Annotated in this window: 24 protein-coding genes and 1 pseudogene; 8 read left to right on the top strand and 17 right to left on the bottom strand. The window is 71.0% G+C overall.

The window, feature by feature from the left end:
• Positions 1 to 11: 11 nt before the first annotated feature.
• Complete coding sequence (locus ACQPXS_RS38500) at positions 12 to 461, bottom strand: PPOX class F420-dependent oxidoreductase (RefSeq protein ID WP_433454058.1); 450 nt, start codon at positions 459 to 461, stop codon at positions 12 to 14.
• 243 nt (positions 462 to 704) lie between these two features.
• Here ACQPXS_RS38500 and ACQPXS_RS38495 point away from each other — a divergent pair, with 243 nt between their 5' ends.
• Positions 705 to 1,928, top strand: a complete 1,224-nt coding sequence (locus ACQPXS_RS38495) for a serine hydrolase domain-containing protein (protein WP_433454056.1) — start codon at positions 705 to 707, stop codon at positions 1,926 to 1,928.
• Positions 1,929 to 1,983: 55 nt separating this feature from the next.
• Here ACQPXS_RS38495 and ribA read toward each other — a convergent pair whose 3' ends face one another.
• Positions 1,984 to 2,655, bottom strand: a complete 672-nt coding sequence (gene ribA, locus ACQPXS_RS38490; protein ID WP_351806819.1) for a GTP cyclohydrolase II — start codon at positions 2,653 to 2,655, stop codon at positions 1,984 to 1,986.
• Between the two features lie 38 nt (positions 2,656 to 2,693).
• On the opposite strand from ribA, the gene ACQPXS_RS38485 reads away from it, so the two are divergent.
• Positions 2,694 to 3,482 (top strand): creatininase family protein, encoded by a 789-nt coding sequence (locus tag ACQPXS_RS38485; protein WP_433454054.1) that lies wholly within the window; start codon positions 2,694 to 2,696, stop codon positions 3,480 to 3,482.
• Between the two features lie 197 nt (positions 3,483 to 3,679).
• On the opposite strand, the pseudogene ACQPXS_RS38480 reads toward ACQPXS_RS38485, so the two are convergent.
• The 5 genes and pseudogenes from ACQPXS_RS38480 to ACQPXS_RS38460 all read right to left on the bottom strand — a co-directional run.
• Positions 3,680 to 4,822, bottom strand: a pseudogene (locus ACQPXS_RS38480) (lysylphosphatidylglycerol synthase transmembrane domain-containing protein); the annotation flags it as partial.
• Positions 4,819 to 5,895, bottom strand: coding sequence for a class I SAM-dependent methyltransferase (locus tag ACQPXS_RS38475; protein WP_433454053.1), 1,077 nt, complete (start codon positions 5,893 to 5,895; stop codon positions 4,819 to 4,821). The pseudogene ACQPXS_RS38480 and the gene ACQPXS_RS38475, both read right to left, overlap by 4 nt.
• A complete protein-coding gene (locus ACQPXS_RS38470) occupies positions 5,892 to 7,079 on the bottom strand; it encodes a glycosyltransferase family 4 protein (RefSeq protein ID WP_433454052.1) in 1,188 nt (395 codons plus the stop codon). Before ACQPXS_RS38470 ends, ACQPXS_RS38475 begins: the two co-directional genes overlap by 4 nt.
• Positions 7,076 to 7,474: a 6-pyruvoyl trahydropterin synthase family protein gene (locus ACQPXS_RS38465; RefSeq protein WP_433454051.1), complete on the bottom strand. Its 399-nt coding sequence runs from the start codon at positions 7,472 to 7,474 to the stop codon at positions 7,076 to 7,078. Before ACQPXS_RS38465 ends, ACQPXS_RS38470 begins: the two co-directional genes overlap by 4 nt.
• A 111-nt stretch (positions 7,475 to 7,585) precedes the next feature.
• Positions 7,586 to 8,575: a zinc-dependent alcohol dehydrogenase gene (locus ACQPXS_RS38460; protein ID WP_433454050.1), complete on the bottom strand. Its 990-nt coding sequence runs from the start codon at positions 8,573 to 8,575 to the stop codon at positions 7,586 to 7,588.
• Positions 8,576 to 8,682: 107 nt separating this feature from the next.
• Here ACQPXS_RS38460 and ACQPXS_RS38455 point away from each other — a divergent pair, with 107 nt between their 5' ends.
• Positions 8,683 to 9,444 carry a CDP-alcohol phosphatidyltransferase family protein gene (locus ACQPXS_RS38455; protein WP_433454049.1) on the top strand — a complete coding sequence of 254 codons (762 nt, stop codon included), beginning with the start codon at positions 8,683 to 8,685 and terminating at the stop codon, positions 9,442 to 9,444.
• Positions 9,445 to 9,531: 87 nt separating this feature from the next.
• On the opposite strand, the gene ACQPXS_RS38450 is transcribed toward ACQPXS_RS38455, so the two are convergent.
• The 3 genes from ACQPXS_RS38450 to ACQPXS_RS38440 all read right to left on the bottom strand — a co-directional run bounded on the left by ACQPXS_RS38450 (position 9,532) and on the right by ACQPXS_RS38440 (position 11,309).
• Complete coding sequence (locus ACQPXS_RS38450; protein ID WP_433454048.1) at positions 9,532 to 10,251, bottom strand: YcnI family copper-binding membrane protein; 720 nt, start codon at positions 10,249 to 10,251, stop codon at positions 9,532 to 9,534.
• A gap of 39 nt (positions 10,252 to 10,290) precedes the next feature.
• On the bottom strand, positions 10,291 to 10,908 hold the full coding sequence (locus tag ACQPXS_RS38445; RefSeq protein ID WP_433454047.1) for a hypothetical protein: 618 nt from the start codon (positions 10,906 to 10,908) through the stop codon (positions 10,291 to 10,293).
• 197 nt (positions 10,909 to 11,105) lie between these two features.
• Positions 11,106 to 11,309: a hypothetical protein gene (locus ACQPXS_RS38440; RefSeq protein ID WP_433454046.1), complete on the bottom strand. Its 204-nt coding sequence runs from the start codon at positions 11,307 to 11,309 to the stop codon at positions 11,106 to 11,108.
• A gap of 160 nt (positions 11,310 to 11,469) precedes the next feature.
• On the opposite strand from ACQPXS_RS38440, the gene ACQPXS_RS38435 reads away from it, so the two are divergent.
• On the top strand, positions 11,470 to 12,762 hold the full coding sequence (locus ACQPXS_RS38435; RefSeq protein ID WP_433454045.1) for a PIN-like domain-containing protein: 1,293 nt from the start codon (positions 11,470 to 11,472) through the stop codon (positions 12,760 to 12,762).
• Positions 12,763 to 12,823: 61 nt separating this feature from the next.
• A complete protein-coding gene (locus ACQPXS_RS38430) occupies positions 12,824 to 13,087 on the top strand; it encodes a hypothetical protein (protein WP_433454044.1) in 264 nt (87 codons plus the stop codon).
• A gap of 30 nt (positions 13,088 to 13,117) precedes the next feature.
• On the opposite strand, the gene ACQPXS_RS38425 is transcribed toward ACQPXS_RS38430, so the two are convergent.
• Together ACQPXS_RS38425 and ACQPXS_RS38420 are read right to left on the bottom strand one after the other, a co-directional pair.
• Positions 13,118 to 13,345, bottom strand: coding sequence for a hypothetical protein (locus ACQPXS_RS38425; protein WP_433454043.1), 228 nt, complete (start codon positions 13,343 to 13,345; stop codon positions 13,118 to 13,120).
• Positions 13,346 to 13,415: 70 nt separating this feature from the next.
• Positions 13,416 to 13,835, bottom strand: a complete 420-nt coding sequence (locus tag ACQPXS_RS38420) for a DUF2326 domain-containing protein (RefSeq protein WP_433454042.1) — start codon at positions 13,833 to 13,835, stop codon at positions 13,416 to 13,418.
• A gap of 22 nt (positions 13,836 to 13,857) precedes the next feature.
• On the opposite strand from ACQPXS_RS38420, the gene ACQPXS_RS38415 reads away from it, so the two are divergent.
• The 3 genes from ACQPXS_RS38415 (at position 13,858) to ACQPXS_RS38405 (ending at position 16,291) form a co-directional block, all read left to right on the top strand.
• Positions 13,858 to 14,052 (top strand): hypothetical protein, encoded by a 195-nt coding sequence (locus ACQPXS_RS38415; protein WP_433454041.1) that lies wholly within the window; start codon positions 13,858 to 13,860, stop codon positions 14,050 to 14,052.
• A gap of 344 nt (positions 14,053 to 14,396) precedes the next feature.
• The gene (locus ACQPXS_RS38410; RefSeq protein WP_433454040.1) at positions 14,397 to 15,074 is read left to right on the top strand and encodes a hypothetical protein; all 678 of its coding nucleotides are present in this window, start codon (positions 14,397 to 14,399) and stop codon (positions 15,072 to 15,074) included.
• A 311-nt stretch (positions 15,075 to 15,385) separates the two neighbouring features.
• On the top strand, positions 15,386 to 16,291 hold the full coding sequence (locus tag ACQPXS_RS38405) for a YceI family protein (protein ID WP_433454039.1): 906 nt from the start codon (positions 15,386 to 15,388) through the stop codon (positions 16,289 to 16,291).
• A 64-nt stretch (positions 16,292 to 16,355) separates the two neighbouring features.
• Here ACQPXS_RS38405 and ACQPXS_RS38400 read toward each other — a convergent pair whose 3' ends face one another.
• From ACQPXS_RS38400 to ACQPXS_RS38380, 5 genes are all read right to left on the bottom strand, one after another.
• Positions 16,356 to 16,859, bottom strand: coding sequence for a hypothetical protein (locus ACQPXS_RS38400; protein ID WP_433454038.1), 504 nt, complete (start codon positions 16,857 to 16,859; stop codon positions 16,356 to 16,358).
• A gap of 37 nt (positions 16,860 to 16,896) precedes the next feature.
• The gene (locus tag ACQPXS_RS38395) at positions 16,897 to 17,163 is read right to left on the bottom strand and encodes a hypothetical protein (RefSeq protein WP_433454037.1); all 267 of its coding nucleotides are present in this window, start codon (positions 17,161 to 17,163) and stop codon (positions 16,897 to 16,899) included.
• 88 nt (positions 17,164 to 17,251) lie between these two features.
• Positions 17,252 to 18,616, bottom strand: a complete 1,365-nt coding sequence (locus tag ACQPXS_RS38390; RefSeq protein WP_433454036.1) for a GH1 family beta-glucosidase — start codon at positions 18,614 to 18,616, stop codon at positions 17,252 to 17,254.
• A 38-nt stretch (positions 18,617 to 18,654) separates the two neighbouring features.
• Positions 18,655 to 19,494, bottom strand: coding sequence for a carbohydrate ABC transporter permease (locus ACQPXS_RS38385; protein ID WP_433456153.1), 840 nt, complete (start codon positions 19,492 to 19,494; stop codon positions 18,655 to 18,657).
• A gap of 34 nt (positions 19,495 to 19,528) precedes the next feature.
• Positions 19,529 to 20,518 (bottom strand): carbohydrate ABC transporter permease, encoded by a 990-nt coding sequence (locus ACQPXS_RS38380; protein WP_433456152.1) that lies wholly within the window; start codon positions 20,516 to 20,518, stop codon positions 19,529 to 19,531.
• Positions 20,519 to 20,526 lie beyond the last annotated feature (8 nt).

The following is a 20,526-nucleotide window of genomic DNA, read 5'->3' as shown; positions in this document are numbered from 1 at the left end:
CCGGAGGCAGGTCAGCGCTTCGGGATACCGTACGCCCGGTCGACGTGCAGCCGGACCACCAGGCGGCGGTCGCGGACCATCGCGGCCCGGTAGTCGTCCCAGTCCGGATGCTCGCCCTGAACGTCCCTGTAGAGGCGGATCAGTTCCTCGACGGTGTCGTCGTAAGGGTCCTGGGCGACCGGGGAGAGCTCGGCCGTGCCCTCTGCGACGGTGAACGCCCAGCGGTCGGCGCTGGTGACGTGGTAGGAGGCGCGGGGGTCGCGGCGCAGGTTGCGGGTCTTGGCGCGGTCGTCGGTGACGGAGATCCGGATGACGCGCTCGTCGGGGTAGTAGGCGTGGTTGACGTTGGACAGCTGGGGGCGGCCGTCGCGTTTGAGGGTGACCAGGACGCCGGCGTCGCCTTCGGCGAGCAGGTCGAGCAGCGCGTCCTGCGGGGGGACCGGGGTGGAGTCTTCGCTCATGACACGGTCAACTCACCGGATCGTCCCCCGCATTCCCCGCCCCCCGGCTGCCGAGGACCGATGGCAAGAACAGGGCGGCCGGGACCGGTGGCGATCGTGGGCTGCCCGCGGCCGATGGCGTCGCGTCGATCACAAACACCGCTGACGAACGGGTCCACGGTGGTGTTCCTGGGCGACGATGAGACCGGATGTGTCCCGGCGGGCGGCCGGGGGCATCGCTTACCAGGCGGCGGGAGGAGAGCGATGGCACGGCTGCTGCAGGAAGTCGACCCCGGTGAGGCGGGGCTGGACGGCAAGGCGCTGGACCGCCTGGACCGGCATGTCGCGCACCATGTCGACGAGGGGCGGCTGCCCGGCTTTCTGGTGGCCGTGTCGCGTGGCGGCCGGGTCGCCCACCTCACCACGTACGGCCGGCGCGATGTCGCGGCCGGGCTGCCGGTCGAGGCGGACACGCTGTGGCGGCTCTACTCCATGACCAAGCCGGTCACCGCGGTCGCGGTACTGCTGCTGGTGGAGGAGGGCAGGCTGTCCCTGGACGACCCGCTCGAACGTCATCTGCCCGCGTTCGCCGAACCCCGGGTGTACGACGGCGGTTCCGGCGCCGGGATGCGCACTCGCCCGGCCGCCGGTCCGGTCCTGATCCGGCATCTGCTCACCCACACCGCCGGCCTGACCTTCGGCTTCTACTACCGGCACCCCGTCGACGCCCTCTACCGGGAGTCCGGCCTGGAGTACTCGGTGCCGCCCGGCGCCGATCTCGCGCAGACGGTCGAGGTGTACGCGCGGATGCCGTTGCAGTTCGACCCGGGCACCCAGTGGAACTACTCGGTGGCGTCGAACGTGCTGGGCCGTGTCATCGAGGTGGTGTCCGGACAGCCGCTGGACGCGTTCTTCACCGAGCGGATCCTGCGCCCGCTCGGCATGACCGACACCGGCTTCCACATCGGGCCCGAACAGGCGGGCAGACTGGCCGAGTTGTACGGGGAGACGGACGGGGGCGGGATCGAGCCGGTGCCGGGGCTGCCGGTGCACGGCCGGCCGAGGTTCCTGTCCGGCAGCGGCGGCCTGGTCTCCTCGGCGTACGACTTCCACCGGTTCATGGAGATGCTGCGCCGGGGCGGCGAACTGGACGGCGTGCGGCTGCTGTCCGCGGACAGCGTCGGCATGATGACCCGCAACCAGCTGCCCGGCGACGCGACGTTGCGGTCCTTCGGCGCCCCCGTCCACCAGGAGCCCGGCAACGACGGGCTCGGCTTCGGCTTCAACGTGTCGGTGGTGACCGACCCGTCCCGCACCCTGGCCCCCTCCAGCCTCGGCACGTACGGCTGGACCGGCGTGGCCACCACCGCGTTCTGGGTCGATCCGCGCCATGAGCTGACGGTCCAGTTCATGACGCAGGTACGCCCGAAGACGCTGAAGATCTTCCCGGAGCTGCGGCGGCTGGTGCACGAGGCGCTGGTGCGCTGACCGCCGGGCGCCCGCCGCCCGTGGGGGGAGGCGGCGGACGCCGGGACGGCCGGCCTCAGGAGCCGTGGGCGACGGCGTCCAGATGGGGCAGGATGTGGTCCAGCCGCTCCCGTTTGGTGCGCAGGTACGTGATGTTGCTCTCGCACGGCTCGATCAGCAGCGGTACCTGCTCGGCGACCTGGATGCCGTGCCGGACCAGCGCCTCCCGCTTGCGCGGGTTGTTGGACATCAGGCGCACCGAGCGCACCCCGAGGTCGTGCAGGATCTGAGCCGCGATGCCGTAGTCGCGGGCGTCGACGGGCAGGCCGAGCGCGAGGTTCGCCTCCACCGTGTCCAGGCCCTCCGCCTGCAGGGCCATCGCGCGCAACTTGGCGAGCAGTCCGATGCCGCGGCCCTCGTGGCCCCTCAAGTAGACGACGATCCCGCTGCCTTCGGCGACGACGGCACGCAGCGCGGCCTCCAGCTGGTCGCCGCACTCGCAGTGCCGGGAACCGAACGCGTCCCCGGTCAGGCATTCCGAGTGCAGCCGGGTCAGTACGTTCTCGGTGCCGATGTCGCCGTACACCAGGGCCACTTGCTCGTCACCGCGGTCGTGGTCCAGGTAGCCGACCGCCTGGAAATTCCCGTACACGGTGGGCAGCGGTGCATTCACGACGCGTTCCGCGCCCGAACGCCGCGGAGCCTTCTTGCCGAGTACGCCCATGTTGACGCCGGTGTTTTCTGTCATGATCTGATTCCTAAGCAGAGACGAAAGGCCGTGAAACGATGGATGGTTCGGGCGCGCGTGCGGCGGCATGTGGGGGGACAAACAGCGTGGCGTACGGCGTGATGCCGGCGGACACCACCGAAGTGGTACGGACGCGGGGGGCGGGCGTTTCAACACAGGTCGCCGTCCTTCCCGTAGGCAGTTTCGAACAGCACGGTCCGTTCCTTCCGCTGGCGACCGACACGCTCGTCGCCTGTGCCGTGGCGCGGGAGATCGCCGCCGCGTACCCGGTGCACCTCCTTCCTCCGGTGACGGTCTCCTGCTCGCACGAGCACGCGGACTGGCCGGGGACCGTCAGCATCTCCGCCGTGACCCTCCATGCGGTGGTCTCGGACATCGCCGCGTCGCTGCGCCGCTCGGGCGTCGACGCGCTCGTCGTGGTCAACGGGCACGGCGGCAACTACGTTCTGGGCAACGTCGTCCAGGAGGCCTCCGCGCGCAGCGAGCGGATGGCGTTGTTCCCGGCCGCCGAGGACTGGGAGACGGCGCGGGAGCGGGCGGGGGTGCGCACCTCGCTGCTCACCGACATGCACGCGGGAGAAATCGAGACCTCGATTCTGCTGCACGCTCATCCCGAATTCGTCCGCCCTGGTTACGAGTCCGCCGATTTCACCGCTGACGACCGTCGTCATCTGCTCACCGTGGGAATGTCCGCCTATACCGAATCGGGCGTCATCGGCCGTCCTTCCCTCGGTTCGGCGGAAAAGGGAAAGGAACTGCTGGCGAGCCTCGCGGAATCCTTCGAGGCGTATTTCGCGTTGCTCACGTCGGGGGCGGGACGCGGGTAGTCCCTCGCGGGCGGGGTGTTCCGTCCGGGCGCGGGGGCCTGGGCGGACTCGGGCTGCTGCCGGGCGGGCCGCGGACCTTCCGTCGCGGAGGCCGGGGCGGGGTCCGTCGTGGCGGGCTCGGCCTGGTCCGTCGTGGCGGGGGCGGCGCGCAGAGCGGCGTACCAGCGGACCGCGAGGACGAGGGCGCCGGGCAGGCTCGCCACGAAGCTCAGCACACCGTAGACGACGGCGACGGCGACTCCGGTGCTCGCGCCTAGTCCCGCGGCGCCGAACGCCCAGGCGGTGACGCCCTCGCGGGGCCCGAACCCGCCGACGTTCAGCGGCAGCCCCATGGCGACGAGGGCGAGGACCGCGAGCGGGACCAGCTCCACGAAGGAGGCGGCGGAGCCGGCGACCCGCGCCGCCACGACGAACATCGCCACGTGTCCGGCCAGGATCACGACCGAGGACAGCGCGATGCCCGGCCAGCCCCGGCGGGAGAACAGCCCCTGGCGCGCCTCGCCGAGGACGGTGCGCAGGCCCCCGGCCCGGCGGGAGGACGCCCGGTTCATGCGCACCGCGAGGCCGACGGCTAGCACGCCGGCCGCCGCGAGGGCGACCAGCGGGGCGAAGTCGCGGGCCTCGTCGCGCACCGGGGACGGCAGCGTCGGCAGCACCGCCGCGGCGAGCACGGCCAGCGCGATCTGCCCGGCGACGCGTTCCAGTACGACGGCCTGCACGCCGCGCCGCAGGTCACCGGCGTTCTGTCCGTGCCGGACCGCCCGGTGCACATCGCCCAGGATGCCGCCGGGGAGCGCCGCGTTCAGGAACAGCGCCCGGTAGTAGTCGGCGACGGCAGAGCCGAGCGGCAGCCGGATGCGCAGACCTCGGGCCACCAACTGCCAGCGCCAGGCGCTGAGTACGGTGGTGACCACGCCGATGCCCAGCGCGGCCAGCACCGTCGCGGCGTCAATCCGCCGCAGCCCGTCGACGAGCACGCCCGTGCCCAGCCGCCACAGCAGCGCCCCGAGGATGACCACACCGACGACCGTCCCGAAGTGCGTACGCAGCGCGCGGAAGCGGGCGCGCCGGGGGGCGGGGGGCCGCGCGGGCTCGGGCGCGGTCTCGGTGGGCGGCTGGTCGGAGAGGGAGCGCGCCGACTCCGGGAATGAGGGCGTGGGTTCGGGGCGGGAGGGCGGCAGTTCCGGAAGCCAGGTGCCGGTCTCGCGGATGGTCGCCTCCGCCGTGGCCACACTCCCCGCGCCCGCGTGAATCGTGCCGGAGCCGTACACGCACACATCGGCCGGGCCGGTTCCGGTGGTTCGGTGCCCGGGCTCCCCCGCGGCCGGCCGCGCGCTCATGACGCGCCGCCCGTCGGCCGGGGCAGGGCCAGCAGGTCGCTGTGGTGGACCACGACCCGCAGCTCACCGGCCGCGCAGGCGGCGAGCCGGTCCCGCAGATACCGCTCCGCGCGGTCGCGCAGTTCGGGCCGCTGTTCCACGGCCGCGCCCACCCAGCCGCGCAGCCACTGCTCGATCAGCGCCGAATCCTCGGGGCCGAGCCGCCAGGGGCTCGGATGCACACGTACGGCGGCCCCGCGCGCGGCGAACGCCTCGCAGGCCACGGTGACCGAGTCCGGGCCGAGCAGCCCGGCGCGCCGCTGGTGGGCGTTGAACGCCTCGGCGACCTCCGTGTCCAGCGGGTCGGCCGGGGCGAGTTCGACGCGCCCGGCGACCGACAGGGTGAGCAGCGCGGGGCAGCGGGCCCCGGCACAGGCGTCGACGAGGGTGACGACCTCCTCGCGGGTGAGCACGTCGAGCAGCGCGGAGGCGGTGACCAGCGAGGCCCCGGCCAGCGCGTCCGGCGTCAGCCGGGCGACGTCGCCGCGCCGGGTCTCGACGGTGACGTTGCTGCCGTCGGCGGCGGAGCGCGGTGCGCCCACCGCGGCGAAGTGCAGCAGGTAGGGGTCGCGGTCGTGCAGGACCCAGTGCTGGGGTCCGTCCAGGCGGGGCGCGAGCCAGCGGCTCATCGAGCCGGTGCCGCAGCCCAGGTCGTGCACGGCGAGTGCGCCGGTGTGGCCCGGCAGGTTCGCCAGCCGGATCCGCAAGGGGTCCAGCAGGTCCTGCGCGCGGGCGGCAGCGTCGGCCCCTTCCCGCAACCGCAGCCATTCGGGCGCGTACCGGGGCGGTTCCTCGGGCTCGTCGTGACGCAGCCGTACGGTGGCCCGCTCACCGGGACGGCCGACGGGTCCGGCCCCTGCGACGACCGAGGCCTCCGCGCCACGCTGCCCGACTTCGGCACCGCCCTCCCCCGCACCGGACGCCTCATGAACCGTCTCCTTCTCGCCCTCGCCGCGCACCGGCGTCACCTTCCTCGGTCCTGTCTGGGCCGGGATCGACGCCAAGCCGTTCGTCGTGGTCTCCGGCGCGGTCATGCCGCCCTCCTCGGGGCTTCGGGGAGCCGTGCGAGGACTCCGGCCAGGCTGCGGGCGGTGGTGGCCCAACCGTCGAGCGCGGCGCGGCGGCCGCGGGCGGCGGACTTGAGCCGGCGGCGTACGTCGGGCTCACCGAACCAGCCGCGCAGCTCGGCGGCGAGCGCGGCGGGGTCCTCCGGCGGGACGAGGATGCCGGGCACCCCGCCGTCGGGGGCGCGGCCGACCGCCTCCGGCAGCCCGCCCACGTCGGTGGCGAGGACCGGGATGCCGCGGGCCAGGGCCTCGGTGACCGCCATGCCGTAGGTCTCGGCGTAGGAGGTGAGGACCATCAGGTCGGCGGCGGCGTAGGCGGCGTCGAGGTCGGCGCCGGAGCGCGGGCCGGTCAGGTGCAGCCGGTCGGCGAGGCCGTACCCGGCGATCGTCTCGCGCAACTGTGCGACGTACGCGCGGTCGTGGCCGAGTCCGCCGACCAGCTCGCAGGTCCACGGCAGGTCCCGGACCGCCGCGAGGGCCTCCACGAGCCGGTGCTGGCCCTTGCGCGGGGTGACGGCGGCCACGCACAGCAGCCGGGAGACGCCGTCGGTGCCGGGTGCGAGGGGTGCGATGTCGGCGCCGGGCGCGGCGACATGCACCCGTTCGGGGGCGAGTCCGTGATGGGAGACGAGCCGCCGTACGGCCCAGTCGCTGGTGGCGATGACGGCGGGCGCGGCACGCAGCATCTCGCGTTCGCGGGCGTCGAGGTCGGCGGCGACGGCCGGGTCGAGGCCCGTCTCGTCGCCGAGCGGGAGGTGGACGAGCACGGCCAGGCGCAGCCGGTCGGCGTGCGGGGTGACGACGTCCGGGACGCCGCAGGCGACCAGCCCGTCCAGCAGCACCACCGCGTCGTCCGGCAGATCCCTCAGGGTGCGGGCGAGGTGGTCGCGGGCGGCCTGGTCGGGGCGCGGCCATGTGCCGGGCGCGGTGTGCCGGGTGACCTGCCAGCCGAAGCCGGGCAGGTCCAGGCAGACCCGGCGGTCGTAGGCGTTGCCGCCGCTGGGCGCGGCCGGGTCGTCGATGCCGCCCGGCAGGACGAAGTGCACGGTGCGCAGGGACATGGGGATGATTCCGGCCTTCTCGACGGTGACGGCTGTGGCCTGCGCCGGGACGTAGGACAGCCGTGCCCGCTGCGTGGTCGCCCCCGTCACAGGCCACGCTCGTAACTCGCCCAGGCGATGTGCGACTCGTGCAGGGTGACGGAGATGCCCGCGAGGCCCTTGGCGCCCTCGCCCAGGGCGCCCTTGTGGACGCGTTCGGCGAGCCGGTCGGCGATGACCTTGGCGAGGAACTCGGTTGAGGTGTTGACGCCGGCGAACTCGGGCTCGTCGTCGAGGTTGCGGTAGTTCAGCTCGGCGGTGATGAGGCGCAGTTCCTGCGTGGCCAGGCCGATGTCGACCACGATGTTGTCCTCGTCCAGCTGCTCGCGGCGGAAGGTGGCGTCCACCAGGAACGTGGCGCCGTGCAGTCGCTGCGCGGGCCCGAACACCTCGCCGCGGAAGCTGTGGGCGATCATGATGTGATCGCGGACGGTGATGCTGAACAACGGACGACCCTCCAGGTACGACGCGTCTGGTCCCCCTGTCCTTACCCGTCGGGGGATGCCGTGTAGTACGGCTCTTCGGTTCCCCGTGTTCAGCTCACTCTCACTCTTTTCTCAGGTCAGGCCCGTCTCGGCGTACCGGATCCGGTGGCACAGGGCCGGGATCTCGCCCGAGGCGAGCTGGGGCATGACGTCCGGGAGTTGCTCGAAAGCGCTCTCCCCGGTGATGAGCGCGTCCAGGGCCGGGTCGGCGAGCAGGTCGAGGGCGAGCGCCATCCGCTCGGCGTAACCGCGGCCGGCGCGGGCGGCCGGGGAGACGGTGCCGACCTGGCTGCTGCGCACGGTGAGCCGGCGGGAGTGGAAGGCCTCGCCGAGCGGCAGGGCGACGCGCCGGTCGCCGTACCAGCTCAGTTCCACCACCGTACCCTCGGGAGCGAGGAGTTGCAGCGCGCGGGTGAGACCGGCCTCGGTGGCGCTGGCGTGCACGACGAGGTCGCAGTCGCCGAGGGCGGAGTCGGGCGTCGCGAAGTTCACGCCGAGCGCCTCGGCGGTCTTGGCGCGGGCCGGGTCGGCGTCGACCAGCTGCAGCCGGACGCCGGGGAAGCGGGCCAGCAGGGCGGCGACCGAGCAGCCGACCATGCCACCGCCGACCACCGCGATCCGGTCGCCGATCAGCGGCGCCGCGTCCCACAGGGCGTTCACGGCGGTCTCCACGGTGCCGGCGAGCACGGCCCGCTCGGCGGGCACCCGCTCGGGCACGACGGTCACGGCGTTCACCCGAACGACGTAACGGCTCTGATGCGGATACAGGCAGAAGACCGTACGCCCGACCAACTCGGCCGGTCCCTCCTCCACCTGACCGACGCTGAGGTAGCCGTACTTCACCGGGCCGGGGAAGTCGCCCTCCTGGAAGGGCGCCCGCATCACGGCGTGTTGGCTCTCCGGCACCCCGCCACGGAACACGAGCGTCTCCGTGCCACGGCTCACCCCGGAGTACAGGGCGCGCACCACGACCTCGTCCTCGGCGGGCTCCGCGAGGGTGATGTCACGCAGCTCGCCGTGGCCCGGTGAGCGAAGCCAGAACGCGCGGGCCGAGCGGTTCATCGGCATCCTCCTGAACAGTAGGGAAGTTGTTCACGTACCGAGAAGTGCACAGGCCGCGCACAGTACGCGGCGTTGATCGACTCTGTCACTCGGCCGGAGGGTGTGCGGTGGCCCTGAACAACACGTATGACGCCAGGCCCCAGCAGGAGACCGCTGTGGGAGCGGGTATACAGCTCCTGCTGCTGGCCCTGCTCGGAACGGCGATAGGCATGGGGCCGGTGGGCTGGCTGACGGGCCTGGCGTTCGCGTTCGCCACCTGGGCGGTGCTGGCACGTGCCCTGCACCGCTCCTGCCTGCGCTCCTTCGGTCCCGCCAACCGTGTGACACTCGGCCGGGCGACGCTGGTGGGCGGCGTGACGGCGCTGGTCGCGGACTCCTTCGAGAGCGCGCCGCCGGTGACGCTGCTGGTGGGCCTGACCGCGGTCGCCCTGCTCCTGGACGGCGTGGACGGCAAGGTGGCCCGCCGCACCGGCACCTCCACGGCGCTCGGTGCGCGCTTCGACATGGAGGTCGACGCGCTCCTGATCCTGGTGCTGAGCGTGTACGTGTCCACCCAGCTCGGCCCGTGGGTGCTGCTGATCGGCGGGATGCGGTACGCCTTCGTCGCCGCGGCCCGTCTGGCCCCCTGGCTGAACGCCCCCCTGCCGCCGTCGTTCGCCCGCAAGACGGTCGCCGCGGTGCAGGGCATCGCCCTGCTCCTGGCCGGCGCGGAGCTCCTCCCCCACCTGGCGAACCTCGCGATCGTCGCCCTCGCCCTGGGCTCACTGCTGTGGTCCTTCGGCCGGGACGTGCGGTGGCTGTGGCGCACCTCGCGCATCACCGTCGAGGCCGCGACCGAGGCGAAGGTGCTGGAGCTGGTGGGGCGCTGAACGACGGCCCCTGGCATCGGGGGCCCCTGGCGTGGGGAAGGGCCCGGACCGTTTGCCGGTCCGGGCCCTTCCTGGTCTCCTCAGGTATTACGACCTCGCGCCCCGGCTCCGCACGAGGGCGAACGCGGCGGCGGCGAGGCCGATGACACCGACGACCAGCCCGGCGATACCGAGGCCGCGGGCCGTGGAGTCGCCGGTGTCGGCGGCCTTGGCGGTGCTGACGACAGCGGTCTTGGCGGGCGCGGGTGCGGAGGACGCGTCACCGGCGGTCAGCTTCAGCACGGGGGCCGGGTTCTCCGGCTCGTCGCCGCCGGCCGGCTCCTCGATCCAGCGCGCGACCTTGCCGTCGGAGTAGGTCTGCAGGGTTTTGAAGACCAACTGGCCGGTGTCGTCGGGCAGCTGTCCGAAGGCGACGTCGAAGTCCTCGTACTGCCCGGCGCCGATCTTCCCGCCGCTGAAGGTGATCTCGGAGGCGGCCTCGGTGATGGTGCCGTCGTCGGTCTTCACCGGCGTCTTGAGCTTGGTGGTGGTGACCTTGGCGGTCCAGCCGTCCTGCGGGTGCACGAGCACGCCGAGCACGGGGTGGCCGGTGGGCAGGAAGACCTGCACCTTGGTGGTGAAGGCCGAGTCCTCCTCGTTCGGGACACGGAAGGTCAGCACACCGTCGGTGGCTCCCTTGGCGTAGCTCTCGGGATGGACGGTGACATGCGCGGAGGCGGCACCGGCGGCGAGCAGGACGGTGCCGGCGGCGAGGGCGATGACGGTGCCGGCGCGGCGCGTGGTCAGACGTGATGCGGATGCGGACATGGGTGAGTGATCTCCGTACGGGTGACGTGGTGTTCGGGGTCAGAGCGAGTACGGGATCGGAAGCGGGGGTCCACGTCTGCTGACAGCGTGCCGCAGGAAGGTCAGACGGGGAGGCCGGGGTGCCGACGGCACACGCGGGGCGTGATCGACGGGGGCGGGCAGCGGGGTGTCACGCCACCAGGCGACGAGACCAGGGACGAGCGTGCGGGCCCGGCGCAGCAACGACCACAACGCGGCCTCGCCCCGCCGCAGCCACCAGGAGGCGACGAGCGCGGCGAGGAGGTGGGCGGCGGTGGCGTGGGCGGTGAGGTGTTGAGGCGCGGCTTCATGGGCCTGCGTGATGGCCGCCGCGTGCATGTGCATCGCGGCCATGGTGTGGCCGGGCATGGCCGAACGTCCGGTGACGGGGTGGGCGACGTCGAAGCCGAGGTGCAGCCCGGCCTGGGTGAGCAGCATGACCGCACCGATGCCGGGCAGCGACCGCTCACGTTCGCCCAGCGTCCAGCCGAGCGCGAACACCGCGAGGAATCCGGCCGCGTCGGCCCACAGCGGCGGCATGTCCCCCATGGCGAGCCCGTGCCCGGCGGCGGCGAGCAGCACACACACCGCGGCGAACACCGCGGCACGCAGGCTCTTCACCGCCGGGGACGCACTCATGGTGAGGGATCCTGCCACGGTGGGGGGATACGTGGGGCGCGGATGTCCTGTTCAGCTGCGGGGCCGGGAGGGGCCGCGCCCTCGTCGCCGGATGCGGGTCCGAAGCCATACGCCGATGAGCACGATCAGGCCCGGTCAGAGTCGGCGAGCCAAGGCACGGGCGGCGGACGCGACCGGCGGTGCAGGTAGAGCGTGTGTCAGCCGCGCACCAGATCCCCCGATCCTATCTGTGCCAGCAGGGGCGGCTCGGTCTCGCCCTCGTACGCGAGGTGCAGTTCGTGTCGGGCACGGGTGGCCAGCACGTAGTAGGTCATCCGCAGGGCTGCCGAGCTGGGATCGACAGCCGCATCGGTGTGGGTGTCGGGGATGGCGGCAAGACCGTTTGGGCCGAGGTGAGCCACCGGTCCAGTTGACACGGGACGCCTGCCGGCCAACAGATCGGCGAGAGTTCCCCGTTCACTTCCGGCGGTCCTCTTCGACGCGCTACGGTCCCGGCAGGCGAACGCGAGGGGCGGGTCGGTACGCCCATCGGACACGGCATACAGCGACGACGGGGGCGCAGTGACAGAGGACACGACGACCGGGGCGGACAGCCGAGGCCTTTTCGACGACTTCGGCGCCTTCCGGACGCCGACCACCGACGACTTCACCTCCGTACTGACCCACGGCCTGGTCGCCCCCGACGCCAACGTCCTGCTGAACCTCTATCGGTACACCGAGCAGGCGCGCGGCGACCTGCTGCGCGCGCTTGCCGCCGTGGAGGACCGGTTGTGGGTGCCTCACCAGGTCCTCGTGGAGTTCTGGCGGAACCGTGAGAGCACCCTCAACGACGCGCGGTCATCCGGTGCGCAGGCCGCCGAGGACATGGCCGGTCACGCGGACCAGGCGGAGCGCACCCTGCGCACCTGGGCCAATCGCGTGGCCCTGCCAGAGGAGGAGACCGACCGTCTGCGCAGCCTGCTGAACGAGGTCTTCGACGACGTGCAGGAGACGATCGTCAAGGTCGGCGAGGGTGAGTGGCAGAACATCACCCACGACACGAGCACCGATCCGGTCATCGCGGAACTGGAGCCCGCGCTCGACGGCCGTGTCGGCGCTCCACTGAGTCCGCAGGACCACGACAAGGCGATCGCCGAGGGCATGCGCCGCGTCGACAAGCGGCTGCCTCCGGGCTACATGGACAAGGCCAAGGAAGGTGTGGGAGCCGCCGCCGACTATCTCGTGTGGGAGCAGATCCTCCGGGAGGCCGGCCGCCGCCAGTGCGACGTGCTGTTCGTGACGGCGGATGTCAAGGAGGACTGGTGGCGCAAGGAGCACGGTTTCAACCGCGGCCCCCGGCCGGAACTGACCGAGGAGCTCAGGACCCGAGGTGGCGGGCGACTCTTCATGCTCACCCCCAAGCGGTTCCTGGAGGTCGCCGCGCCGATCCTGGAGTTCGGTCTCCGTGAAGGATCCGTCGAGGACATCGAACGCGTCGAGCGGATCGGAACCGACGACGGAGCCCACGGCGGCTGGACGACCGATGCGCTCCAGGAACTCTTCGACCGGTTGACGTACGAGAACTACGAGGACAGGGTCGCCGTCATCAAGTACGCCGCCGAGATGGACGGTGTCGCGGACGCCAAGAGCGTCTACGACATCTGTCACTACCCCGAGGGCCGCTCCCTCAGAGGCTTCACCAAACCGGTCACGCGCATCACCGGCCTGCTGCGCAACCTGGGTAAGATCCCGGAGTCGGCCGTCCAGGTCCTGAAGGCCGAATACGACGCGGGCCCCGGCCCCGCGTCCGGCTTCTCCGTCCACCCGCTCCTCGTACCGCTCGTCAACGAGCTGGGAGACGAGGACGAGTCGTGACCAACCAAACATCGCACGGCGCGTAAGCGCCCGACGGAGTCGCATTGCTACTCTCCGCGCTATGCCCCATGCAGCAGCGCGGGAAATGCGCTCTCCGATCCTGGCGGTCCACCCATACATATCGGCCGTTGAGCAACAGGGCGAGGTCATCTGCTCGATGGCATCGCGCGGCGCGTGCGACAACAAGCTCGTCGCGGAGGTACGCCCCGAGTTCAGCGACGGCACCAATCCCCGCTGGCGGGTGTGCGGCGAGTGGCTGACCAGCCACCCATCAGCCATCGCCCACATCACCACTTACGGCTTCCAGGAGCCCGTCATCCCTTGACGGGTCGGTGCCGCAACCCTGCGGTGGCGACTACGCCGGCCGATACACGGCCTGATCCGGATCCGGCCTCACGATCAGACCGTCCTTGGCGAGCTCGCGCAGGTTGTGGCGGGCTTCCTTGCCCGCGGCTTCGTCGTTCGCCGGCCGATATCCAGCGACTCGTAGGGCCAGTACGGCACGTTCCGTGTCCCAGGTGCCACCCAGCACCTGGATCACCGCGGCGAGCGCCTGCTTGTGCGTCATCGGCTTCTCGATCATCTCACCCTCCCCTGTCGAAAATCGCCACAGCATGACACGCGGCGGCACGGCTCCCGCCGGCCGGACCAGCTCAGAAGCGGAAACCGAAAAGACCGCCTTCCTCGCTTGCGTCCGTCAGCCGGAGGTCGGTGATGCAGTCCTCGACGCTGAAGCCACCCTGGGCCGCCTCAGAAGGGTAATCGGAGTTGAGGCTGACGATGTAGTGCATGCCCTCTTCCTCGGCAGCCTCGGCCGCCACCGTGAGCGCGGAAGCGATCTGCGGGTCGCCGACGCCGTCGAAGAGGTGGCTGTCGTGTATCAGGAAGTCGGCCCGCGTCCGTGACGGCGGGCGATGACCGCGACCGTGAGGTCGAGGCAGAAGATCACGAGCGTGACGGAAAGAGCTCGTACGCGGAAAGAGCACCACTCGATCGGTCGCCGAACTCGTCGCCCAGTTCGGCTGGGAGGTCAGAGCCAAGCTGCAAGGTCCCGCCGGGGCGGTCAGCAGCAAGGAGGAGAGCCTCACAGCACCGGTGGAGCATCTGCTGCGCGGTATGGCCGCTCGTCAGCACATGAAGCTGATTGCCCACGGCCAGAGCCGTGTCAAGCGACTCGGGATACGACCCGACTTCGCCATCAGCACTGGCGGCAGGACGATCGGGCACGTCGAGCTGAAACAGCCGGGCAAAGGAGTCGATCCGCAGAAGTGGTCCCCGAAAGAGCCATGACCGGAAGCAGTGGGAGAAGGTCAAGGCGCTCCCCAACGTCCTGTACACCGACGCGTACGACTGGGCGGTCTACCGTTTCGGCGTGCAGTGCGGCCAGACCGGGCGCCTGGTGGGGGACCTTGACACCGGCCGTCGCCAACTCGTCGTCACTGACGACGCATTCGAGCGCGCGCTCACGCACTTCTTCACGCCGGCGCCTGTCACCCACGGCAGTGTCGACGAGTTGGTCCGGCGCATCGCCGGCATCTGCGCACTGCTGCGGGACGAGGTGACCGAACGCCTGACCCGCGAGGAACACGGGCAGGCCGACGCTGCCTTCTCGCCTCGCGGGAAACTGGAAGGACTTGCTCTTTCCCGACGCGCAACCGGAGGAGTTCGCCGACCGTTACAGTCAGACCCTGACCTTCGCCATCCTGCTGGCCCGTCTCGAACGCATCGATCTGGAGAAGCTTTCCCTTCCCGACGTCGCCGTCCGACTGGGCAAACAGCACTCCCAGATGGGCAAGGCGCTGGCGGTCCTGACCGACGAAGCCCTGGACGATCTCCGGGGGGTCATCGACACGATGATCGATGTCATATCCGCCGTCGATCCCGAGATGTTCAAGGACGAGACGGGGGACGCCTACCTCCACCTGTACGAGGGCTTCCTGAGTGCCTACGACCCCGAGCTGCGGCGGCGAACGGGGACGTACTACACACCGGCGGAGCAGATCGTTGCGGAGCTTGCGGCCAACGCGGCGCTGCACGGCCGGGTTCAGGGCCGCGACTTCCGCCTGGCCCTCTGCTTCGACCCCACGGCCCGCCTACTGCGGATCGCGGTCACCAATGCGCGGGGCGACCACCTCCCCTCAGCGGTCACCGACTTCGAGACACGGCCCGACAGCGGGTCAGGCCGTGGCCTACGTGCGCGTCGTGCGGCCATGCGGCGCCTGCGGCCGGACTGTGCCGGGCCCGGACCCACCCACGGGTTCCGGCCCGGCTCTGAGCCGTCCCGACGTGCGCAGGATGTGAGGGCTGCGTGAGGGAACGGCGAGCCGTGCGTAAACCTCGCGGAATTCTGGGTGCCGTTCGCCACAGCAGTGATGCAAAGCGCGAAGCAAGGGAGTCGCCATATAGGCCCGGGAATACGGCCGTTGGCAGTGGCCGGACGCGTTGGAACACCTTGTCGCATGTCGACATCAGTGAGGAACTGCTCCGCATCACCTGCTCTATGATCGTTGAAAATTTGATCTCATCGCGCCTGCAACCAGTCTCCGGAAGATCTGGCCGAACGTGGACGTCGGCATGTTTGCGAGGCTCGCGGTGGTGATTCGGGTGAAGAAAGGTGAGGAGCATGGCCCTCGGACTGCTCCGGCGTCGGCGTTCCCGCAGCGCCGCGCCGGGCCTCTCGGTTCCCCTGCCGGCCGGCGCGGGCGCATACGGATGCGAGGTCGTCGATCCCATGGGGCAGCCCATGGGCGGCGCCGAAGTCACGGTGACCGCGCTGGACAGCCATCGCGTCGTTACCCGCGGCACCACGGATCCGTACGGCCTGTTCATGGCAATGCTGCCGTCCGGCTCCTACAGCGTGATGGCCACGGCGGACGGGCTCACGCCCACTCGCGAGAACGTCGACATAGCTGCCGGAGTCGTCCTCTCCCCGACGCGCATCGCGCTGCCACCCGCCCGTCAGCTGGAACTCCCGCCGCCCGGCACCTGGTTGTTCGACCCGCCGCACACCGCGATCCGGTTCATCGCCAAGCATGTGGGCATGGCCCACGTCCACGGCCGCTTCACCCGATTCAACGGCGGCATCCGTATCGCGCCGGACATGGCCGACTCCCAGGTCTCGGTGCGCATCGACGCCGCCAGCATCGCCACGGGCAACAGAACCCGCGACAACCACCTGCGTTCCGCGGACTTCCTCGACGTCGAGCGCTACCCGTACATCGACTTCACCAGTACCCGGTTCGTCTACCGCGGCGGCTCCAGGTGGACACTGAACGGCACGCTCACCATGCATGGCACCAGTCGCTCCGTGGGCCTGGACACGACGTATCTCGGTACCGTGAACGGCGGTTACGAACAGGAACTGCGATGCGCGGCACTGGCGAAGGCGGAACTGCACCGCGAGGACTTCACCCTCAACTGGCGCTCGATGCTGGCCCGCGGCATCGCGGTCGTCGGGCCGACCGTTCAACTGGAGCTGGACGTCCAGGCGATGTACCGGACCCCCGAGACGCCCACGCCCCCGGAGTAGGCGACAGACCGGCCCGCCGTGCCCCGCCGGCCCGGAGACGCCGGTCTCCTGGTGAACAACTGGGCTAACCCCGCACACGTTCCTTCCAGCGGTAGCCCTCGGCCGTCTCGTCGTAAGGGCGCAGCAGCGGCTCCACCTCCGTGCGCACCAGGTCGGCGTCGGCCGCGGGCAGCGTCAGCGACGCACGCCGCATGCGGACGCTCCACGTGGCCGGGTCGGGCAACACCGACAGGCGCGGTACCAGGTCGCGCAGGACCGAGTCCCTCGCGGAAGCGGGCCAGGCCGGACACCTCCAGGCGGCAGTCCTCCGGGAAGGTCGCTCGCCGAGGACGACTGGCTCGTCCAGGGCCCGCACCGGGCCGGCGATCGTGGCCCGGCCGACGATCCGCCCGCGGTCCCGCGTCGGGTTCCGGAAGCAGCCCCGCGTGGTGTAGAGGAAATTCTCATCGCCTTCCTCCAGCGCCCGGGCCGCCTTCGCCCCTCCTGCGGGGAACGCCATCCGCTGCTCGGTCACCACCCAGCTCAGGGCGGCCCGGTCTCCGATGATCAGCAGGTGCGACGACGGCATGCCGACCACGATGGCCGGACTGACCTGACAGGCCCGGTCAGAGGCTCGCCCTCGCCAGCAGAACGGGCAGTGCCTCCGGCTTCACCTTCTGGACGAAGCGGACCTGTCCCAAGCCCAGTTCCTCTCGCCGCACAGGGGCGCGGTACATCGAGTCGGTTTCCTCCGGCAGGAGGGTCACCTCGACCCGGTACGAGAAGTCGGGATCCTCGGGATCCTCGTACGGCTCGCCGTCGACCTCGGCCACCGCCGCGACGGCCGACTCCGGCGCGCTGAAGAAGAACCACAGGCGGTCGCCCTCGCTCATACGGTTGCGCCGGCTGAGCCACAGGTCGAGTTGTGGGGCCGGTGGGCGCGGGCTCCCTTCCCGGGCCCACCGGCCGGCCGGGCCCGGCTCAGGCGGCCCGGCGTGTCTGGCCGCGGTGGACGCGGACGATGTCCGCGTACCGGTGTCCGCTGCCCTTGATCGTGCGCACCTGGGTGCGGTAGTCGACGTGGACCAGGCCGAAGCGCTTGTCGTAGCCGTACGCCCACTCGAAGTTGTCCAGCAGGGACCAGGCGAAGTAGCCGGCGAGCGGGGCGCCCTTGCGGGCGGCCGAGGCGCAGGCGGCCAGGTGGCGCTCCAGGTAGTCCTGGCGTTCGGGGTCGTCGATGCTGCCGTCGGGGCGGACCACGTCCGGGAAGGCGGAACCGTTCTCGGTGACGTAGATCTTCCGGGCGCCGTACTCCTCGGTGAGCCGCAGCAGCAGCGTCTCGATGCCGCTCGCGTCGATCTCCCAGTCCATGCCGGTGCGCGGCACCCCCTCGCGGCGCACCGCGCGGACGTACGGCGCCGGGGCGTCGGGGGCGTCGGCGACGTACGCGGGGAAGTAGTAGTTCAGGCCGAGCCAGTCCAGCGGCGTCGCGATCGTCTCCAGGTCGCCCGTCTTCAGAGGGAGTTCGACGCCGTAGGTCTCGACCATGTCGGCCGGGAAGCCGCGGCCGTGCACCGGGTCGAGCCACCAGCGGTTGACATGGCCGTCGTGGCGGTGGGCGGCGGCGATGTCCTCGGGGCGGTCGGTGGCCGCGTGCACGGTGGAGAGGTTGTTGACGATGCCGACCTGGGCGCCGGGGGCCTCGGCGCGGATCGCCTGGGTGGCGAGGCCGTGCCCGAGGAGCAGGTGGGCGGATGCGCGTACGGCGGCGGTCAGGTCGGTCCAGCCCGGGGCCATCTTGCCCTCCAGGTGGCCGATCCAGGCCGAGCAGCTCGGCTCGTTGAGGGTCGCCCAGAGCTTGACCCGGTCGCCCAGGCGGGCGGCGACGGCCGAGGCGTACTCGGCGAGCGCGAAGGCGGTGTCCCGCTCGGGCCAGCCACCGCGGTCCTGGAGCACCTGGGGCAGGTCCCAGTGGTAGAGGGTGACGGACGGGGTGATGCCGGCCTCCAGCAGGGCGTCCACCAGCTCGTCGTAGAAGGCCAGGCCCCTGGGGTTCACCGGGCCGGTGCCGCCGGGGACGACACGTGGCCAGGCCACCGACAACCGGTAGGCGTTGGCGCCGAGTTGCCGCATCAGGGCGATGTCCTCGCGCCAGCGGTGGTAGTGGTCGCAGGCGACGTCGCCGGTGTCGCCGTTCGCGATCTTCCCCGGGGTGTGCGAGAAGGTGTCCCAGATCGAGGGCGTACGGCCGTCCTCGGCGACGGCCCCCTCGATCTGGTACGCCGCGGTGGCCGTGCCCCACAGGAAGTCGTGCGGGAGTGCGGCGAGGTCGATGCGTTCGGACACGGAAGTCCCTTCGGGATCAGGGGTGTGGGCCGCTCGGGTCACTTGACGGCGCCTGCCGTCAGACCGGCGACGAGATAGCGCTGCAGGAGGAGGAAGCCGGCGACCACCGGCACGCTCACGACCAGCGAGGCGGCCATGATCTGGTTCCAGTAGACGTCGTTGAGGGTGGAGTAGCCCTGGAGGCCGACGGCGAGGGTGCGGGTGGCGTCGTTGGTCATGACGGACGCGAAGAGCACCTCGCCCCAGGCGGTCATGAAGGCGTAGACGGCGACCGCGACGATGCCGGGGATCGCGGCCGGTACGACGATCCTGAGCAGCGCGCCGAGCGGGCCGCAGCCGTCCACCAGCGCCGCCTCGTCCAGGTCGCGCGGCACCGAGTCGAAGTAGCCGATCAGCATCCAGATGGAGAAGGGCAGGGAGAAGGTCAGGTACGTCAGGATCAGGCCGCCGCGGGAGCCGAACAGGGCGATGCCGGTGGCGTTGCCGATGTTGACGTAGATCAGGAACAGCGGGAGGAGGAAGAGGATGCCCGGGAACATCTGGGTCGACAGGACCGTCACCGTGAAGACCCGCTTGCCGCGGAACTCGTAGCGGCTGACGGCGTACGCGGCGAACACCGCGATCACCACCGAGCAGATCGTCGCCGCGCCCGCCACGATCAGCGAGTTCGTGAAGTACTTCGCGAGCGGGACCGTCGACCAGATGTCGATGTACGGGCGGATGGTCAGATCGCTCGGCAGCCAGCGGAACTTGCCGGTGACGTCCGCGAGCGGCTTCAGCGAGCTGGAGACCATCACGTACACCGGGATCAGCACGAAACCGGTGAGCAGGGTGAGGAAGATCCGCCGCGACCACAGGAACGAACGCGGTGGCGCCATCGGCGAGTTGCGCCCCGGCGGGGCGAGGGGCGGGCTAGACATCGGCAGTCCTCCGTCCGCGCGAGGTGAACAGCAGGTACACGCCCGTCACGACGAGCAGGAAGAGCAGCAGCAGGACCGACATGGCGGAGCCCGTGCCGAAGTTCCAGGTGACGAAGGACGCCTGGTAGATGTGGACCGAGATGAGGTCCGCGGCCTCGGGGGCGGACTTGCCGAACAGCACGTACGGCGTGTTGAAGTCGTTGAAGGTCCACAGGAACAGCACCAGGACCAGGACCTGGTTGACCGGACGCAGCGAGGGCAGCGTGATGCGGCGGATCTGCTGCCACAACCCGGCGCCGTCCAGCGCGGCGGCCTCGTACAGCTCCCGGGGGATGTTCTGCAGTCCGGCCATCACGATGAGGAAGGCGAACGGCCAGCCCTTCCACACCGACACGGTCAGCAGGGCGTAGAAGCTGTTGTCGCCGATCAGCCAGAAGGAGGGCTTGCCGGTGAGGTGCAGCTGGTCGTGCAGCACGTGGTTCACCAGGCCGTTGTCGTGCTGGAACATGAACACCCAGGTGATGACGGCCGCGTAGACCGGCAGGGCGTACGGCACCAGGAAAAGCGCCCGGAGCAGGCCGCGGCCGCGGAAGGTGTCCTGCATGTAGATCGCGGCGGCGGTGCCGATCAGCCAGCACAGGCCGACCGACAGCAGGGTGAAGCCGACGGTGACGAAGAAGGAGTGCAGCAGCGCGTCCCCGACGGGCGCGTTGAAGTCCACCGACACCTTGTAGTTCCCGAGGCCGGACCAGGGGGCGCTGGACCAGTCGCGGATGTAGAACTGGGTGAGTTCCTTGAAGCTCATCACGATGCCGATGACCATCGGCACCAGGTGGACGAGGAGTTCGAGCAGCAGGGCGGGCAGGAGCAGCAGATACGGCAGGGAGACGCGGCGCAGCCGCCCGGGGCGGCGGCGGGGTTCACGCGCCGTCGCCCCGGACGGGGCCTGCGTCACCGGCTCCTCGAAGGCGGTGGTCGTCATCTTGTCGT

Origin of the sequence: Streptomyces sp. CA-142005, from assembly GCF_050942335.1 — a bacterium.
In the GTDB taxonomy this organism is placed as follows: Bacteria; Actinomycetota; Actinomycetes; order Streptomycetales; family Streptomycetaceae; genus Streptomyces.
Note: the sequence above shows the minus strand (reverse complement) of the source record. Positions and strands in the feature narration are given on the sequence as shown.